Source organism: Candidatus Hydrogenedentota bacterium (assembly GCA_019637335.1).
Taxonomy (GTDB): domain Bacteria; phylum Hydrogenedentota; class Hydrogenedentia; order Hydrogenedentales; family JAEUWI01; genus JAEUWI01.
Genome location: JAHBVV010000030.1, coordinates 26,455 through 43,208, shown reverse-complemented (window position 1 = coordinate 43,208; position 16,754 = coordinate 26,455). Strand labels below are relative to the sequence as shown.

12 protein-coding genes are annotated in these 16,754 nt (G+C 65.8%); 6 read left to right on the top strand and 6 right to left on the bottom strand.

Going from position 1 to position 16,754, the window contains the following annotated elements; all coding sequences use genetic code 11:
* Genes KF886_22940 through KF886_22920 form a run of 5 tightly spaced genes read left to right on the top strand, consistent with a single transcriptional unit; the run spans window position 1 to window position 6,226 of the window.
* A complete protein-coding gene (locus KF886_22940) occupies window positions 1-1,176 on the top strand; it encodes a glycosyltransferase (protein MBX3180216.1) in 1,176 nt (391 codons plus the stop codon).
* A gap of 47 nt (window positions 1,177-1,223) precedes the next feature.
* Window positions 1,224-2,093, top strand: a complete 870-nt coding sequence (locus KF886_22935) for a class I SAM-dependent methyltransferase (protein ID MBX3180215.1) — start codon at window positions 1,224-1,226, stop codon at window positions 2,091-2,093.
* A 5-nt stretch (window positions 2,094-2,098) separates the two neighbouring features.
* Window positions 2,099-2,938: a sulfotransferase domain-containing protein gene (locus KF886_22930; protein MBX3180214.1), complete on the top strand. Its 840-nt coding sequence runs from the start codon at window positions 2,099-2,101 to the stop codon at window positions 2,936-2,938.
* Window positions 2,931-3,932, top strand: coding sequence for a flippase-like domain-containing protein (locus tag KF886_22925; protein ID MBX3180213.1), 1,002 nt, complete (start codon window positions 2,931-2,933; stop codon window positions 3,930-3,932). The genes KF886_22930 and KF886_22925 overlap by 8 nt, the downstream gene beginning before the upstream one ends.
* Window positions 3,933-3,982: 50 nt before the next feature.
* Complete coding sequence (locus tag KF886_22920) at window positions 3,983-6,226, top strand: glycosyltransferase family 39 protein (protein ID MBX3180212.1); 2,244 nt, start codon at window positions 3,983-3,985, stop codon at window positions 6,224-6,226.
* Between the two features lie 54 nt (window positions 6,227-6,280).
* Here the strand turns inward: KF886_22920 and KF886_22915 are convergent, their stop codons facing one another.
* The 3 genes from KF886_22915 to KF886_22905 form a co-directional block, all read right to left on the bottom strand.
* A complete protein-coding gene (locus tag KF886_22915) occupies window positions 6,281-7,066 on the bottom strand; it encodes a 3-ketoacyl-ACP reductase (protein ID MBX3180211.1) in 786 nt (261 codons plus the stop codon).
* A gap of 93 nt (window positions 7,067-7,159) precedes the next feature.
* Window positions 7,160-8,305: a Gfo/Idh/MocA family oxidoreductase gene (locus tag KF886_22910; GenBank protein MBX3180210.1), complete on the bottom strand. Its 1,146-nt coding sequence runs from the start codon at window positions 8,303-8,305 to the stop codon at window positions 7,160-7,162.
* A gap of 37 nt (window positions 8,306-8,342) precedes the next feature.
* Window positions 8,343-9,719, bottom strand: a complete 1,377-nt coding sequence (locus KF886_22905; GenBank protein ID MBX3180209.1) for a glycoside hydrolase family 88 protein — start codon at window positions 9,717-9,719, stop codon at window positions 8,343-8,345.
* 169 nt (window positions 9,720-9,888) lie between these two features.
* Here KF886_22905 and KF886_22900 point away from each other — a divergent pair, with 169 nt between their 5' ends.
* Window positions 9,889-11,616: a right-handed parallel beta-helix repeat-containing protein gene (locus tag KF886_22900; GenBank protein ID MBX3180208.1), complete on the top strand. Its 1,728-nt coding sequence runs from the start codon at window positions 9,889-9,891 to the stop codon at window positions 11,614-11,616.
* Window positions 11,617-11,643: 27 nt separating this feature from the next.
* Here KF886_22900 and KF886_22895 read toward each other — a convergent pair whose 3' ends face one another.
* From KF886_22895 to KF886_22885, 3 genes are all read right to left on the bottom strand, one after another.
* Entirely contained in the window at window positions 11,644-13,005 is a 1,362-nt protein-coding gene (locus KF886_22895) for an HAD family phosphatase (GenBank protein MBX3180207.1), read from the bottom strand.
* Window positions 13,006-13,466: 461 nt separating this feature from the next.
* Entirely contained in the window at window positions 13,467-15,059 is a 1,593-nt protein-coding gene (locus tag KF886_22890) for a sulfatase (GenBank protein ID MBX3180206.1), read from the bottom strand.
* 6 nt (window positions 15,060-15,065) lie between these two features.
* On the bottom strand, window positions 15,066-16,739 hold the full coding sequence (locus tag KF886_22885; protein ID MBX3180205.1) for a hypothetical protein: 1,674 nt from the start codon (window positions 16,737-16,739) through the stop codon (window positions 15,066-15,068).
* Window positions 16,740-16,754 lie beyond the last annotated feature (15 nt).

Genomic DNA, 16,754 nt, shown 5'->3' with positions numbered 1-16,754 from the left:
GTGCGTATTGCGTTGGTCTACGATGGCGTCTACCCGTACTCCGTGGGGGGCGGCGAAAAGCTCTTTCACGACTTGGCGCGGTATCTGGGGCAGCGCCACGATGTAAGTGTGCTCGGCTTGAAAATGTGGGACGGGCCGGAAGTCATTGAGGTCGCGCCCCGCGTCCGGATTCACGGTATTTGCGTGCCCGATGCGGCCGGCACGCTCCAGGCCGGGGACGCGCGCGGCGTGCGCCAGGCGCTCCGCTTCGCGCGCTCGGCCTGCAGCGCCCTCCGGCAACTGGGCCCGTTTGACGTGGTGGACTGTATGTCCATTCCCTACTTTCCCCTTTATGCGGCCCACCTTCAATGCCGCGCTTCGGGGGCCGCGCTGGTATCCACATGGCTGGAGTGCTGGGGGCGGGATCACTGGCGGGAATACCTGGGATCCGAGATCAAAGCGCGCGTTGCCAGCGCCGTGGAGCGCTACGCCATGCGCCTGCCCCGGCACATCGTCTCCATTTCGCCACAGACCTCGGAGGCCCTTTCCCGTGCGGGGGTGGACGCCGCGCGGCTGACGACCATCACGCCGTGGCTAGACTGGCCCGCCATTCAGTCCGCGCAACCGGGCCGGGAATCGTACGACGTCTTGTTTGTCGGGCGTCTAATCAAGTCAAAGGGCGCGGATTTGCTGATCGAGGCTGTTGCGTTCGCGGCGGCGCATCGGCCCGGATTGCGCTGCCGCATCGTGGGCGACGGGCCGGAGCGCCCGCGCCTGGAAGCACTCGTGGTGCAACTTGGGCTGAGCGAGACGGTAACATTTTCGGGGTTCCTGGATTGCCATGATGACGTCATCGCCGTCATGAAGGCCGCCCGCCTGCTGGTGCTGCCTTCGCGTCGCGAGGGATTCGGTATTGTCGTCATTGAAGCGGCGGCGGCGGGCGCCGTTCCAATTACCATCGACACCCCCAACAATGCCGCGCGCAACCTCGTTCGGGAATCGGGCTGCGGCGCGGTTTGCGCGGACAGTCCAGAAGAACTGGCCGAGGCGATTCAGCATTTTCTCGATCTTCCGGAGGGCCGCTACGCCGCGGAACAGGATCGGGGGCGTGCCTGGGCGCGCCAGTACGACTTTCCACGGGCGGCGGAAGCCTATGAAGCCGTTTACACGCGGGTGGCGGGGGAGGCGCGCGGATGAGCGGCCCCGGACCCTCATGCCCGGTCTGCCACGGTGGAAACTGCAAAATGTGGCTGGAGAAAGTGGGGTACACGCTCTACTGGTGCGGCCCCTGTCAATTCGGCTTCGTGTATCCCGCGCCAACCGGCGGCGCATTGTCGAAGTACTACGGTGCGCTGGCGTCCGGGCTCAGCTCCTGCTGTTCCTGGGAGGTGGAGCCCGTTCACAAAATCGGGCTCTGGGAATCGATGCTGGGGCGGGCGGAGAAACGGATCGGCCCCGGCCCGCTGCTGGACGTGGGCTGTGGCGCTGGCCAGTTTATTCAGGTCGCGGAGCGCGCCGGCTGGGGCCCGGTAACGGGAATCGAGATCTCGGATACGGCGGCCGCACTGGCGGAGAAGGCGTCGAGCGCGACGATTCACCGCGGCGCCTGGTCCGATGTTTCGCTGCCTGCCAATACCTACGCGGCGGCCGCGCTCCTGGATGTGCTGGAGCACGACCGCGACCCGGCCGCGTTGCTGGCCTACATCCGGAATGCCCTGCGTCCGGGTGGATGTCTCCTTATCACGGTTCCCAACGTGGCGGGCCTTTCGCTACGCTGTTTTGGGGCGTCCGCGGGCGTCGTGATTCCCCCCGAGCACCTGTCGTATTTTAGCCGGCGTTCACTGGCGCGCATGCTGGCGCAATTGGGATTCGAGTTGGTATGGGTCTCCACCTGTGACCTCTATCTGAAAGATTGGCTCCGCTACCTGCCGCGAAGCGCGCGTGGCGAAGTTCCCGCGGATGCCCGCGTGGCGCATCGCGAAGGATATCTCCACTGGTACCGGCGCCTGACCGGGCCGCTCGCCCTGGCGGGAATACGCGCGGCCAATGTGTTCCTCGGGATTACTGGCCTCGGCGATCAGCTGGTTTGCGTGGCGCGGAAGCGGGAGGCGTGACGATCATGGGCCATGGAAGGCTTCCGAACTTCCTGTATATCGGGGTCGCCCGGGCGGGTTCGACCTGGCTCTACCAAATACTGCGGGAACACCCGCAGATCTTCGTGCCCGCGGCAAAAGACATCTATTTCTTCGACCGCCATTACGACAAGGGCCTCGACTGGTACCGGGGATTTTTCGACGGCGCGGCGGGCGCGCGGGCGGTGGGGGAGCTCTCGCACGATTACTACGAATCGCCTCTCGTGGCCGGGCGGATCGCGGGTGCGATCCCGGCGGTGAAGTTGATCTGCTGCTTGCGGGATCCCCGGGAGTACGTGTTGTCGAACTATCAGTATTCCCGGACGACCCATATCGGACCCGATGTGTCGTTGGCGGAATTTTGCGCCCGACCCGACACCATACATCGGGTGGATTACTACGGAAATCTGAAAGCGTTTTTTGACCGATTCCCACGGGAGCAGATTCGGGTGCTGTTCTACGACGACTTGCGCGCGGACCCGCTCGCCTTTGCGAAATCGGTGTATACTTTTCTTGAAGTCGACCCCGAGTTTGTCGCTCCGAGCACATTTCAACGCGTGAACCCGACACGCACCGCCCGCCATGAACCGCTGGCCCAGCTGGTCTACCGGGCGGCCCAGGCGGCGCGGCGGGCCGGCCTGGCGAACGCGGTTGGGTGGCTCAAGCACAACCGCCTGATAAACCGCGTGCTGTACGCGCCGGGGGCGCATTCGGTGGCGATGCCGCCAGCGCGCCTGCCCGATGATCTCGTACGGGAGTTGCGGGCGGGACTTGCCGATCTGGAGCAATTGCTGGATCGCACTTTGCCGGAGGCGTGGTATGCGTAGGCCCGCGCCCGGCCGGGCTTCGGCGGCATTCACGCTGGCGGGGATCGTGCTGGGCGCCGTCTTGCTTGCGTTCTTCTTCCACCATTCGCCCGTGCCCTGGTCCGAAATGTTGGAGACCCTCCGCCCCCTTAAGCCCTGGGGGCTCGTACTCGTTTTCGCCACCACCGCGCTCCACTGTCTGCTGACCGCATGGAAGTGGCGTTTTGTCACGCGCCTCACTGCTGTCGGCGCGGATCTCGGCCTGGGTTACTACCACTACACGGCCCTTATCGCGTTGTTCGCGCAAGTGCTGCCCGTGCAGATCGCCGTAATGGCCGGCCGAAGTATCGCATTACGCATTCACCACCGGGTGCCGGTCCGCCGTGCCGCCGCCGGCGCCCTCCACGACCAGGCATTCGATATTCTCGTTCCCCTGGTTGTACTGCCACCCGCGCTCCTCTACTTCCTCGGAAAGATTGGCGGCGCCGGGGCCGCGCTAACCTCGCTCGCCCTGCTCATTGCCGGGGGCATCGCGTTCGCCGCATTGGGCGGAGCCATGTTGCCACGCGCCGCGCGGGCGCTTTCCGTTCTGGCGCGCCTGCTCCCCCCGGCGGGCGGAGGCGGCGGCAGTTTCGCCCGCCTCTACGAACCCCGCGCGCTCGCGGCGATCTACGCCCTGTCCGCCGCCCGATTCCTCAACCTCGTGCTGCGCGCCTGGCTCGTCGCGTGGTCGGTGGGTCTCGATATCGGGCTGGACGTCATGCTGTACTGCTACGCCCTGGTCACCTGCGCCCTAGTCCTGGGATTCGTACCCGGAGCATTGGGCGTGATAGAGTGGGGGTGGGTAGCTACACTATCCGCCTTTGGCGCGGATGCTCCGGCCGCGTTTCAGTACGCGATCGCCAGCCGCCTTATCGTCGTTGCGGCGCTTGTGGCCTTAAACTTGACCAATGCCCTGGCCGTACCGATTTACCGAGGCCTTTGCGCCTGGATTAGACGTCGAAGTGACTCGTAGTGAAGTCTCGATAATGCTTCGGCAGCGGGAGCGCGCAGCAGGGACCACTTGTGAATAAGAACGGTCGCAAAACGGGGCGAATCGTCGCTATTTCAGGCATACTTGCGGCCTTTGCAAGCATGGTGATTTCCCGCGCCGTACAGGTTGAGCTCAGTATCGACATCGCCCCCCGCGATGGCGGGGGGCTCGTCGCGCGGTGGGAGGGGGGGGAGGTCGCACTGGAGGCCATTGATGCCGCCTACGCGCCGCACCGTTTTGCCGCCGATGTCACCGCCCCACCGGGCGGCGAACTCGACGGCGGCTTTCAGGTAATCGCCATGGCCTCGCCCGATTCCGTCGCGCTGGACCCGCCCGAGGCCTGGGCCGCCGTGCACACCTTCTTCTATCTCACCGGCGCCGCGCGCCCCGCCACCCTGGCCCTCTCCGGCTGGGGCATCGGGCCGCGCGCCTACCTCTCCTTCGAAACCGACCTGATGTCCGGCTCGGCGCTCGTGCGCGACGGATCCGGGGAGTCCCGCACCCTGGATCTCAAATCCGAGGGGCGCGGAAGGGTGGTCGCGCCGCTCGCGCCCCTGGAACGCCTCCAACGCTACGGCGGACGCATCCCCGCGCGCGCACTCGCAAGCCTGCAATTCGTGGCGCCCGATGGCGGGCCCCTGGATGTCCGCCGCCTCGTGGTGAACGGCCCCGCACCCCATACCTTCCTCACCCCGGATGGACCGCCCCGCGCGCCCGTGGGACTGGTGACGCGTTCCTGGGAGCCGGATATCGTGCCCGGCGGCCTCGCCCTGCCGGACGCGTCTTACCCCGGGACGCGCGCCGCGCACTGGTTTCCCGTGATCTTTGCGCTGCTTGTCGCGCTTGGATTCGCCGGCCGCGCGCTGTACCGATCCGGACCCCAGCTGCTCGCCGCCCTCGCGCGGGGCACGGAGCACGATTACCTGGCCGGCCCCTACCCGTGGCGCCGACTCGCCGCGCTCTGGGGCGGGACCTTCCTGGTCTGGTTTATCTTTCTCGTGGCCTTCTACCCCGGCACGCTGAACGTCGATTCGCTCCAGCAGTGGGAACAGTCCGCCACCTTCCAGTTTGAGCCGCAGCACCCGCCCTTCTACGCCTGGCTCATGTGGCTCGCGCGCCACCTCTGGGATTCCCCCGACGCCGTCGCGTTGCCGCAGGTGTTCATCGGCGCCGGCCTCGTCGCGTTCGCCGCCAACCTCCTCTGGCAGGCCGGGGTCCCGCGCGCCGCCGTGCTCGCCGCCTGGGCCCTCATGACCTGCTCCCCGAAAAACCTCACCAGCATAATCGCGCTCATCAAGGACACGCCCTACGCCCTCTGCATGTTCGCCGGATGCCTCTGTATCGCCTGGATCGCGCTCCGCGGCGGGCGCGCGCGATGGATGCCCTGGGCCCTGCTCGGCTTCGCCTTCGGCGCCGCCACACTCTTCCGCCACAATGGCCCCCTCATGGCCGCCGGCACGCTCCCTTTCCTCGCCCTTTTCCTGCACCGGCAGTGGCGCCGCCTCCTGATCTGCATTGCGGTCATGCTCTCCACCGTCATGCTCGCGCGCGTCGCCGTCCTCAACCGCATCCCCATCGCCGAAACCGACGGCGGCCTTCACGACCTCCTCGCCGCGCACACCGCCATCCTGCTCGATCGCGACGTCCCCATGTCCAATGCGGAGTACGAGTTCCTGGCCCGTGTCCGCGACCTTGAAGACCGCTGGGCCTACGACAAGCGCCGCGTCGCCGCCACCACGATGCCCTTCCTAAATGGCGTTTACCACCGCGCCGAGGCAAAATCGCTACGCGGCCAACTCGACCGGTATTACCTGTCGCTGGTCGCACGCAACCCCCTCACCGCGGCCCGGTACTTCTGGGACCGAAGCGCCTACCTCAGTATTCCGTGGACCACCAGTGTGCCCATGGAGACCTACTTCCTCGGCATAACGCGCAACGGTCTCGGGCTCTCCAACTTCCAGGTTTTCCTCGACATCCCGGACCAACTCGAAGCCGCCCTCGCCTGGACCGCCGCCCCCGGCAGGCAATGGCTCTTCTGGCGGCCCGCCCTGCCCCTCTATCTCATCCTGATCGCGTGCGCAGTTCTCGCCCTTCGCACCCGAAACTCCGCCTGGCTCATCGTCTATATACCCTTTCTCGTGAACACCGCCACCATTGCCCTCGCCGCCATCTCCCAGGCCTCCCGCTACCACTTTCCCCTCACTTTGGCCGCCGCCTTCCTCATCGCCCTCGCGCTCCTGCCCCCAATACCCCGGGAGGCTGGGCGTCCTGCCTGATCCGGCGCAGGCCCGCACCCCACCAGGCCGCCTCACCCGCTCGCTCGCCGCGCCCTACAGCCGCCGCACGCCAAAGCCGCCGCCCACCTCGATCACCGACCCCGTCGCGTAATCAAAATACCCCTCGGCAAGCGCCGCCACCGCTTTGCCCACATCCTCCGGCGTGCCCCAGCGCTTCTGAAGGAGTAAACCTCCTTCAATGAGGCTGTCGTACTTCTCCGTGACCCCCGCCGTCATGTCCGATCGGATGACGCCCGGCTGAATTTCAAACACGTTGATCCCGTGATCCGCGAGCCGGACCGCATACAGCTGCGCCGCCATCGTCCCGCCCATCTTGCTGATGCAATACTCGGCCCGGTTCACGCTCGCCGCCGTCGCCGAGATGCTTGTGATGAAAATAATCGCCGGCGTGATCGCGGCGCCCTTATTCGGGTGCGCCACCAGGTGGTTGGCCACCGTCTGCGTCAGGAAAAAGGCGCCCCGCAGGTTGATGCCCATCACGCGATCATAACTCTCGGGCGTCGTCTCCAAGATGTCGAATCGTTTCGCCAACGAGACCCCCGCATTGTTCACCAGCACGTCCAACTGCCCGAATGCGTCCAGCGCCTCCCGCAGGATGCGGGGATGATCGTCCAGATTCGCCACGTCCCCGCGGATCGGGCAGAGGGACTGGCCCAGATCCTCGACGCGCGCCTTCACCTCGTAGAGGCCCGAAGTCGTGTCCGCCGGATCCGGGTTCGTGGCCACGCCCGCAATGTCGTATCCGTGCCGGGCAAGCGTCAGCGCGATGCCCCGGCCAATCCCGCGGCTTGCGCCGGTAATAAGAGCAACTTTTTTCATGAGCCTACCCGATTAAGAAAGACTGCTTACTCTTGAATAGGGACTCAGACATTTCTGTCTGAGAGCGCGCCAGCGCCGCCGCCATCCCTTCCGCTACAGCGCTTCCACATCCAGCCAGCGCCGCTCCGCCCAACTCTTCAGCCCCAGCTCCGCAAGCTGCACGCCTTTCGCGCCTTCCTTCAGGCCCCACGGGAACGGCTCGTCGAGCACCAGGTGCCGCAGGAACAGCGCCCACTGCGCCTTGAACGCGTTGTCGTAGATGCGGTTCGTCGGGACCGGGGTCCACCCCGCGTTGAAGTCGATCGGGTTGGCGATATCCGGGTTCCACACGGGCTTGGGCGTATTCGCCGCGTGCTGCGTGACGCACTCGCGCAGCCCCGCCACGGCGGAGCCCTTCGTGCCATCGACCTGAAGCGTCACGAGGTCGTCGCGCCGGACGCGAACGCACCACGAGGAGTTGAAGTGGCACACGATGTTGCGGTCCGTCACAAACGTCGCGTAGGCCGCGTCGTCCGACGTGCAGTTGTAGGGCTTGCCCTGCTCGTCATAGCGCGTGGGGATGTGTGTCGCGCCCAGGCACGATACGCTCGTTACGTTCCCGAAGAGGTTGTCGATCAGATAGCGCCAGTGGCAGAGCATGTCCACGATAATTCCGCCGCCATCTTCCTTGCGGTAGTTCCACGAGGGGCGCTGCGCGGGCTGGTCTTCGCCGGTGAAGACCCAATAGCCGAACTCGCCGCGCACCGAGAGGATCTCCCCGAAGAACCCCGTGTCGATCAGGTGCTTCAACTTCAGAAAGCCCGGCAGCCACAGCTTGTCCTGCACGACCCCGTGCTTCACGCCCGCCGCCTCCGCGAGCCGGAAAAGCTCGAGCGCCTGCGCCGTGCTTTCCGCACACGGCTTCTCGCAATAGACGTGCTTGCCGGCCGCAATCGCCGCCTTCACGTCGGGAAAACGCCGCTGGGTGACCTGCGCGTCGAAATAGAGGGGATAATTCACGTCCGTTAGCAGGCTCGCCAGATCGGTCGACCAGCGGAGCCCGCCGCAGGACTCGGCCAGTGCAGCGAGCTTGTTCGCGTTGCGCCCCACGAGAACGGGATCGGGCAGGATAACGGTGTCGTCGCCCACCTTGAGCCCGCCCTCTTCGCGGATCGCGAGTATGGAACGCACCAGGTGCTGATTCGTGCCCATGCGTCCCGTGACGCCGTTCATGATAATGCCGATGGTGTGCGTATTCATGATAAATCCTGTTCGTTGAAAGCCGAGATCGGCCCGGCTATGCGACCGGCCCGAAGAAGGTCAGGTAAGGCGCGTCATCAACGATGCGCTGGAGATAAACCGCCAGCTCCATCGCGTGGTAATCGCCCCACATGGACGACTCGCCGCACGGAACGACCTGGCCCTGGGGAATATAGTCCCAGCCGTTCGGGCGGTGATACACCGAATGCAGCAGTAGCCCCTGGTGCGCCGGGTCTTCGGAGAGGTACGGCGCGCTCAGCAGCGTTTGCGCCACCGTCAGCCCCGCCTGCCAGAAGGCCCGGCCCGGCTCGGAGTCCAAGCCCAGCGCGCGCCCGAGCCGGAGCAGGCCCTGCGCCGAGATGGCCGCCGCTGAACTGTCCACGGGCTCGTGGGAGTTGTGCGGATTGGAGACTTGGTCCCGGTACGACGGGATCTCCGCCAGCCCCGGCGCGCCCGTGTCCCAGAACGGAATGCCGTCGAGCGTCGTATTTGCAATGTAGAATTCCACCGTCGCCGCCGCCATCTCCCGCAACATCGCCTCCACCGCCGCGCGGCCGCCGAGCCCGTCGAGATCCGCGTCGTCGAGGTGGGGGAGAAGCTCCAGTTCCTCCGCCGCGCCCAGCAGCACCCACGCCAGGCCGCGCGTCCACGTGCTGAACGGCGAATACCCCTGCTGCGTGCTCGGGCAGCGGTACTGGCCGTCGCTCATGTTGAATATGCTCTCGTGCACGACGCGCCCCCGGACATCATAGTGGTCCCGCCCCTGCCCGTAGTAGACGTTGTAGCGGTGTGTGCTCTGGATGTGTTCCAGCGCGCGCCGGCACAACGAAATCTTCGTGTCGCCCTCGCCCATCAGCACATGCCCGAGCTGGTGCGCGCGCATGAGAATACGGCAGGAACGGATCGTGTCGCTGAACAGGGAGTGCGGGCCGTTGAAGCTGTGGATATATCCCGTGCCGTCCGCGATGCGCGACCAGCGCGCCGCCTGCACCGCCCCGGAGACCTTGATCGCCAGCGCGTAGAACGCCCGCGCGTCGCTGTCCAGGGGTATCCGCCCCTCGTCCGCGAGGCGGAGCACATTGCCGTAGGTCGAAAGGTTGTTGAAGCCGTGATCGTGCACGCCCGTGTGGCTCACGTGCGGCGCCATGTGGTCGTGAATGCGTTTTATTGCGAGGTCCAGATAGCGCGAGTCATTCGTCGCGTCGTACTGCAGCACCAGGCAGCCGTACTGGAAACCCTGCGTCCACTCGGTCCAGCCGCGGCTCGTGTAGCGGCCCGCTTCGGTAAACACTGGAGAACCCGCCGCCGGATCCCAGCTCTGGTCCAGTTCGATAAGTTTCGGGCCGGCCAGGGCAAAAAACTGGCTCAGTTTCGTGGAAAGATCGCCCGCAGAGAGGCTGTTGTCAATTTGCATGGATTCTCTCAAGGTTATTGTTCGGGAGAAACCGCTATTGTAGCGTCCCGCCGCCTCCGGCATCCACCCGCGCACGAATTCCGAACGGCCCGCCGGATCCGCTATCATAGCCGCAGCGCCCCGGCGCCGCCATGGTGGAGCGGCGCGGGGCAGCTGCGGAGTTTGCGGTATGTTTTTTTCTCTGCTCCTGGTATCGGTCGGGCTTCTTGGCGGGAATCCCGAAGTGAACGCCGACTTCGCCGTTTCGCCCGGAGGGGACGACGCCAATGCGGGCACGCTCGAAGCGCCCTTCGCCACGCTCGAAGCCGTGCAAAAGGCCGTGCGCGCGCGGATTGCGGACGCCCCGCGCCAGAATGTTACGGTTGTCCTGCGCGAAGGAACCTACACGCTCGCGGAACCGCTGCGCTTCGGTCCCGAAGATGGTGGCACGGACAAGCGGCGCGTCACCTACCGCGCGTATCCGGGGGAGTCGGTCGTTTTTTCGGGCGGGCGCGCCATCACCGGTTGGGAGAAACAGGCGGGGAACCGTTGGAGCGTGACGCTGCCCGAGGCGGTCGCGGGCGAATGGCGTTTTCGCGACTTGTACGCCGATGGCGAGCGCCTTTCCCGGGGGCGCTTTCCCAACTACCCTGAATTGATGCGCGTGGCCGGCGTTTCTGAGGATCTGACCGGCATCGTGCTGAACACGTCGCCCGGCGTCGAGAATCTGGCCGGCGCCAGCGCCGAGCTCGTCATGTACCAGAATTGGTCCATCTCCCGGGTCATCGTAGCGTCCTCAAATGACCGCACCCTCAAAATGGCGAACCCCATGGGCTGGGTGGGGCACGGGGATTACACCAGCGCCAGCACCAACAAGCCGGCATACCTCGAAAATGCCCTCGCGTTTGTCGACGCGCCCGGCGAGTGGTATCTCGACTACGCCTCGGGTCTCTTAACCTACCAGGCCGCCGAGGGCGAAGACCCCAACACCCGCGAATTCATCGCCCCGTATTCGGATCAGTTGATTGCCGTCGAAGGGGCTCCGGAGAATCCGGTGCGAAACCTCCACTTCGAGGGGATCACGTTTGAGCACAGCCGCTGGGACTTGCCGGAGTTCGGATACCTCGGCATCCAGGCGGGGCACTACGGCACCCGCATTGAGGAGCCCACCTTCGTGCTGCCCGCGGCCATCCTTTTCCTCTACGCGGAGGACTGCACGGTAAACCGTTGCGCGGTGCGCCATACCGGCTCGGGTGGGATCGCATTCGGCGCGGGCGCGCGCGGCAATCGCGTGGAGCGATGCACCCTGGCCGACATCGGTGGCAACGGGATTATGGTGGGATGGCGCGGCGTCGGGAGCATGACGCCGCAGTCCCCGGACGAAGACCGCCATCTTTCGGCGGACTGGAGCCGCCCCGAGGACGTGCCGCTGGACAACGTCATCACCGGGAACCTGATCGAACGGTGCGGCGCCGTGAATCACGGTTGCGTTGGCATCTTCGACGCCTTCGCCAAGCGTACCGAAATCACCCAGAATCTGGTTCGCGACATGCCCTACACCGGCATCTCCTCCGGTTTCCGCTGGAACGAAACGGAAACCAGCCAGCGCGAGACCCTGATAGCCCACAACCACGTGCACGACGTCATGAAAATGCTCGCCGACGGCGGCGCGCTCTACACCCTCGGCTTCCAGCCGGGCGCGCGCATCATCGGCAACGTCTTCCACGGCGTGCACCGCAGCGCTTTCGCCCACGGCGGCGCACCGAACAACGGCATCTTCTTCGATCAGGGCAGCAAGGGCTTTCACGTCGAGCGGAACACGATCTACGACACCAGCGGCGACGCCATTCGCTTCAATCAGACCAACAAGGAGAACATGACCTGGGAAGCCAATCAATTCGGAATCGGCGCCGAATAATCCAGGTATTGCGGGGACTTCGGCCCGCTACGGCAGGAAGCAGCGCTCCCGGAGCATAACCTCCGGCAAACCCCCGGGACACGTATGGCTCGCGGCCTGAAAGCCATGCCCCGATGTCAGGTGAAACGGCAGCGCACAGCACACCGATATTCCCGCCGCGCGAATGGCGATCGTGCCGGATTCGCTGTCCTCGAATCCCGCCACGTTCCCAAACTCCTCCGGATTCAGGCCAATACGGCCGAGCGCGATCGAATACAGATCGCGGTGCGGCTTCAGGCGGATCTCGCACGAATCCGACGCCGTGACAATGGCGTCGTAGAAAACCTCCGGGGTTTCCAACCGCGCGCGCACCCGTTCGGTCACGTTGTCGCTCAGACCCCAGGACGCGCATTCGGCATGGAGCTGTCGAAAGACTTCATGCAGCACAATGCCGGCCTCGTACGCGATGGACGACGTCACGAGCGCCACCTTCGCGGGGCGCTTCGCGAAATGCTCCCCAAGTTGGCGCAACGTTTTGTCGGGCGCGTCGGCGGTGAGCCCGCCGGCGCCCAGCGCTTCATGCAACTGCGGCGCCAGGCGCGACGCCTCCGCGCCGAGCAGGCCTGTAATCAGCGCGAGGAATTCCCCAATGCCCGGCATGGGCTGGATCAGCACGCCGCCTTCCGGCGGGTTCAGCCAGGCGGGCAGGGGCTTGCCGTCCGCCGCGGCCACGGCGCCGAGCAATTCGTGGTAGCGCTGGTAGTAGATCTCCACGCTCGCGCGTGTCAGCCGCGCGAAGTCCGACGCCGGATAATACCCGGCAAGCTCGCCGGCCAGCGCCGACAGCGCCGCCCGGGCGTCCGGCCCGTTGTGCCGCTCTACTTCCGACAACGCCACAAAGCGGGGATCGGATTTCAACGATGCTATGCCGAGCACGGTCAGCATCGTGTCCAGATCGTGGCGCCGCGAGGCGTCGCGCGAGAACCCAACCGTCCACGCCGCCGCGTGCACCAGCGCGCGCATGAAACACGCCGGGTCGATGGTCGAAGCATACGCGCGGAGCAGGTACTCCACATGGCGCGTTGTGCTGTTGCCGATAATGTGGGGATAATCCCGTTCCGGATCGAGCCCCGGCCACCCCGGGTCCGTGTCCCGGCCGCTGATCCGCCCCACCATCGTTTGCAACGCATTGATGCACAACGGCTCTGTCGTCGTCGTCGTCCCGTCCATGTCCATCACGGCCGCCGCAAGCGTATCCCGGACGGTCCGGCGCGCCGGGGCCAGCGGATACAATTCATACGGCGGAAACACATGCGAGGGGTTCTCGACCACGGCAAACTCGTCGCCCAGCGCGGCGAGCAGGCGCGTGGCGGTTTCCGGCGGGGCAAACTTGGGGCGGGAAGCGGTCATGGATAACAATTCCAAAGTGAGGACTGAAGCTGAATGCCTTTAAGCGCGGGACCCAGACATCCCTGTCTATGGAAACAGGGGGGACCAAGTAAGAATTTGGCGGATTGACGTTGGCGTGAACCCTCTACTACACAAACCTGCGCCGCAACGGACGTGCGGACCAATGGGAGCGCGGGTCGAAGATGCGCCGTGGTGGACGGCCCGCCCGCACCGCGCCGAAGGCGCCGATCATACCAGCCTGGGCCGCAGGCCCAGGAAGAAATGCGACGATTACGGCCAGGGCTGAAGGCCCGTATCATGGTGGATTTCCGGCGAACCGCAAGACGGCGCCTTCGTGTCAAGCAAGTAGACCCCTCGGGTGCTCATTCTGGGTCAATCGGCCCGCGTGGATCATAGCCCCGCTCCGGAAAGGGATTCAAGGCGCGCGTTGGAATGCGCTCTCCCAACCCGCCGAAGGCCCACTACAAATAGCCCATGGTCTCCAGGCTCTCGATCATTTCGGGACTCAAATGCCCGCCGCCCTCGTCCGGTTCCATCGGATCGCCGGCCTCCGGTGAAGCTTCTCCGCGAAGCAGTTCCTCAACCAGCGCGTCGTGAAACGGATCGTCCATCGTGGTGGGCGCCGCATCCCGGCGGTAGGGCGCGCCCGCTTCGCGGTAGGCCTCCAGCAGCGCGCGGCCGCGATCCCGGAGGGCCGAATTCTCCGCCGCGATGTCCCGCGTTTCGCCCGGATCCGCCTTCAAGTCGAAGACCGCCTCGCGCGCGACCGGCGCCCACGGATCCAGCGGCAGGTAGCCCGCGCGCCGCGTCAATTGCGTGAGTGCGCCTTGAATACGCCAGAAGCGGCCCGCCCCCGCCCCATCAAGCCAGCGCGGTCCGGCTATGTACTTGTGCCCTTCGAACAGAACCGCGTGTAATTGCGCCCGGGGCTCCGGGAACAGGCTCGCGTAAATGGGGCCCGTGCGCGGCGCGTACTCCCAGCGTGCCGGGCCTGGGCGGAACAGGTACTGGCCACTGGCGGCGTGTTCAAAGCGGGCGTGGGGGATTTGGAGGCTCGCCAGAAGCGTCGGCATGACGTCCACGCTTGACACCGGATCCGAAACCCGCCCGGGCGCGAAAAGCTCCGGCGCCCACACGATCAGCGGCACGCGCAGCGTCTCGTCAAAGAGGTTCCACGCATGATCCGCGAAGCCGTGTTCCAGGAATTCCTCGCCGTGATCCGAAATAAACACCACAACCGTATTTCGGTCGCGCCCCAGCTCGCGCAGACCGGCCAAGAACGCCCCGATCGCGTCGTCGATCAGCGCGATTTCGCCGTCGTAGTGCGCGCGCAGCGCCGCCAGCCGGGGCTCGTCTCGTGTCATTCCCGCGCTCGCCAGGTCCGCCGGGTGCAATTCGTCCGACGGATCTACCGTCGCGCGGCCCGCGCCGACCCGATCCAGCCACGCCTGCGGCGGGTTATACGGCGCGTGCGGCGCGTAGTAGTGCAGGTATTGAAAGAGCCGATCGCCCGGGCGCGACCGCGCGTGGTCCAGCGCTTCTTGCGTGAGCTCCAGATCCAGCTCGGACGTAATCGGAAGATCCTGGAACAGGGTGGCGCTCTGGAAGCTGTCGTAGAAGCCCCGGAAACGCATGACGAAAGACGTCGAGAATATCGCCGTCTGATACCCGGCCGATTCCAGCACGCGCGGCAGGTTTTCCTCGGTCGGGGTCGGGCGCGCGCCCCAGCCGAGGCCATCCCGTGCCATCGCCGGCGGCCGTCCCGTGAATAGCGACGCCACCGCCTCCCCCGTGTAGGTGGAGGCGCTCCGGGCGTTCTCAAACAGGACCCCTTCCTGGGCCAGGGCGTCGATGTGCGGCGTGAAAGCCTTCTCGTAGCCGTAGCAGCCCAGGTGGTCGGGGCGCAGTGTGTCCACGAGCAAAATGGCCACATTAAACCCCCGGCCCGGCAGGTCGGTTTCAAAGGCGAGGGTGTTTCTCGCGGGCTGGCATCCGCTCAGGAGCACCAGGATGGCGATGGTCGAAAATATGGGCCGGAAAATACGCTGCGTCATGATGTCCTATTCGTGGTCGGGTGGCGGCGCGCCCTCAATCGCAACCGCGCGCACACGCCCCGCATCATAAACGAACACGCGGTTGAAGGCCACCGGATCGCGAAAGCGGAACGTGGCCCGCCCGGGCGCCGCGTCCAGGGTCTCAATTTCGTCCGCCCGGTCTTCCTCCGCCAGTAGCGCGGCGCCGTCACCCGCTTCGATCATGAAGGTCGCGCCCGCGCTGCGGAAGTCAAACGGGTGCGCCGCGGCGAGCAGGTCCGTCGCGTACAGCGCGCGCGTTTCCACCTCCGGAGCGGGTTGCGGTCCAAAATGTCGCAGCGCATCCGGCAATCCCGTTCGAAACACGAGTGCCCCGCGAATCGAGTCCGGTTTGTTTACGAGGATCACCGCTCCACCGGTGTGCTGGGCCTGGATATCGCGCACCACGGTGCGCGCAAGCAGCGACGCCTCGCGCCACTGGCGAACCGCCAGGTGCAGCGGGAGCGCCTGGCTGAGAAGGACCAGTGCGAGGAGCGTATGGCGCAAATTCCGTCCGGAAAGCGCGGCCAGCGCGCACGCGAGACCCATGGCCGCGAAAACTGACGCCAGATAGAGAAAACGCTCGCCCTCGGGTGTGGTCCACGACACCCGGATATTGAACACCGGCAGCAGCGCAATCGCGTAGCCCAGGCAGAGAAACAGGGCGAGGCGTCCATAGCCCGGCCGCCGCGCGGACCAGGCTAGCATCCCTGCGCCCGCCGCGAGCAACAAAAGCCAGACCCGCGCCGGCATGCCGCTCAGCGGAATGGGCGCGGCGGCGCCACCCACCGGCGGCAGAAAGGTGCGCCAGACGTGCCCTGCCGTGGCCTGCGCAATCAGGTCCGGCGCGGCGCGAAGGTGCCCGTGCAATCCATAGCCGCCCACAAACTCCCCGATCCAGATGCGCCGCGCGATGAAGTATGCGGCGAGAAGCGCAACGTGCAGCCCCATCCAGATCCACGGTCCATGGGTCACCGACCGGAATCCCCGGACGCCGCCGGTGCTCTCCCCATGCCGCAAGGCCACCAGTAGCGCCAGCAGCGGCAGTACGATCGCCGATTCCTTGCTGAAGTAGGCCAATATCGCGCACAAGAGGCTGGTCGCCATCCAACCGGGGACCGGCCGCTCAAGCGTCCCGCCTGTGATTCCGCAACGCCCCGCGCAACCGCGCTCAAAGCACACCAGCGCCAGCAGCGTAAAGAAGGTCCCCAGCAGGTCGGTCCGTCCCGATATCCATGCCACCGGCTCCGCATGGCAGCCCAGCGTCAGAAACAGCAGCCCCGACATCACCGCCACGAAGCCCCGCTCCGCCCGAAGGTCGGGTAGCAGGAGCCACGCCAGAAGCGAGACCAGCAATGCATTGGCCGTATGCAGCAGCACATTCACCGCATGAAAGCCCGGCGGCCACAGAACCCAGAGCTGGTATTCCAGCCACAGGCTCGCCCCGGTCACGGGCCGCAGAAAACCGCCGGCGCCGCCATCCGGCGTAAACGGAATCCCGCCGCGAATGACCCGCTCCAGATGCAGGAAGTCGTCGCTCGAAAACCAGGAAAGAAGCGCCGGATAATACAGGGCCGCGCTCAGCCCGCCGAACAGCAACGCGAGCCGGACCGCCTCGCGAAGTGGGGGAGAGGCATGCGATTGACCGGGGTCCCGCTCCATTCCGCGCCCTTCCTC

Excerpts from the sequence above, each read along its gene's own strand:
- KF886_22935 (MBX3180215.1), top strand. The coding sequence starts at position 1,224 with ATGTGGCTGGAGAAAGTGGGGTACACGCTCTACTGGTGCGGCCCCTGT.
- KF886_22930 (MBX3180214.1), top strand. The coding sequence starts at position 2,099 with ATGGGCCATGGAAGGCTTCCGAACTTCCTGTATATCGGGGTCGCCCGG.
- KF886_22925 (MBX3180213.1), top strand. The coding sequence starts at position 2,931 with ATGCGTAGGCCCGCGCCCGGCCGGGCTTCGGCGGCATTCACGCTGGCG.
- KF886_22915 (MBX3180211.1), bottom strand. The coding sequence starts at position 7,066 with ATGAAAAAAGTTGCTCTTATTACCGGCGCAAGCCGCGGGATTGGCCGG.
- KF886_22910 (MBX3180210.1), bottom strand. The coding sequence starts at position 8,305 with ATGAATACGCACACCATCGGCATTATCATGAACGGCGTCACGGGACGC.
- KF886_22905 (MBX3180209.1), bottom strand. The coding sequence starts at position 9,719 with ATGCAAATTGACAACAGCCTCTCTGCGGGCGATCTTTCCACGAAACTG.
- KF886_22900 (MBX3180208.1), top strand. The coding sequence starts at position 9,889 with ATGTTTTTTTCTCTGCTCCTGGTATCGGTCGGGCTTCTTGGCGGGAAT.
- KF886_22895 (MBX3180207.1), bottom strand. The coding sequence starts at position 13,005 with ATGACCGCTTCCCGCCCCAAGTTTGCCCCGCCGGAAACCGCCACGCGC.
- KF886_22890 (MBX3180206.1), bottom strand. The coding sequence starts at position 15,059 with ATGACGCAGCGTATTTTCCGGCCCATATTTTCGACCATCGCCATCCTG.
- KF886_22885 (MBX3180205.1), bottom strand. The coding sequence starts at position 16,739 with ATGGAGCGGGACCCCGGTCAATCGCATGCCTCTCCCCCACTTCGCGAG.